Below are 947 nucleotides of genomic sequence, written 5' to 3' on the forward strand. Positions count from 1 at the left end.
CTCTTACCAGAAAGGGTTTTGGTTAAAAAATTTGCGTAATCATCAGAATCATTCAAACCAGCAACAGAGAGAAGGCTTTGTGGATAAAACACACCAGCACTTTTTACACCCTCAAGAAACGTGTTTCTAAAATCAGGATTTGCTGAAAAAACAGGCGTAACATTCGATAAGAATGTAGCCGTTATAGCCAACGAAAGAACTTTAACAAAAGAAAAACGAGAACGTTTTAATTCACTCGCTGCTTGTGGGGCATATAATTTTTTCATAACAAACTCTCCAATGAAAAAACTTAGAAACACCTCCAAAACATAAAAAAGACACATTTTAGCATTATTGATGTCTTTGGAATTTAGAGTAGACGATCATTGCTTAGAGTGTGAACATTTTGAGTCTTTAGTTTTGTTTGTGCTCTCTGTATTGAGATCTAAATGCTTGTATTTTTGATTATGTTTTGTGGACATAAAGATAACACATTTAGAGTCTAAGGGTTTTAGTGTGCTGTTTTTTTCTAACTAAAAAAGAGGCCTTGTATATTTAATATTACTTTTTACTTGGTAGTGATTACTATAAAATCCTTTGTACTAGGTTTTAGTATGTATTTTCCTAACTATAGACTTTATTTTTATTAGAAAGCATGGTTTTATTAATAATAAGTAAAGTAAAAAGAAATTGTAATATGTCCGGAATATATTCTTCTTTGGATAACTGGCTTTTTAGTTGGATTTTTTCTTTTTAATATATCATATAATGATATATGCGTGGTCCTGTGATGTACCTTTTATCTTTACGCACTACTTATCCCTCCTTTGAATTATTTTATCAAAATGAGTCTTACTAATATACATTTTCATACAGCTATAGGCTGTTCAAGAAAATAGCAACATAAAAATATAACTTTTTAGCAATATGGATTCTACTGTGATCTTTTTTCAACAAAATATAGAAAA

The 947-nt window shown here is 29.9% G+C and carries 1 protein-coding gene; it reads right to left on the reverse strand.

Annotated features, from left to right (window positions below):
* A partial coding sequence (locus ACFILW_RS10100; RefSeq protein WP_375685771.1) for a hypothetical protein occupies nt 1–266 on the reverse strand: 266 nt, incomplete at its 3' end.
* Nucleotides 267–947: the final 681 nt, after the last annotated feature.

This window comes from Bartonella sp. TT110JLCBS (assembly GCF_042193405.1).
Classification (GTDB): Bacteria; Pseudomonadota; Alphaproteobacteria; order Rhizobiales; family Rhizobiaceae; genus Bartonella.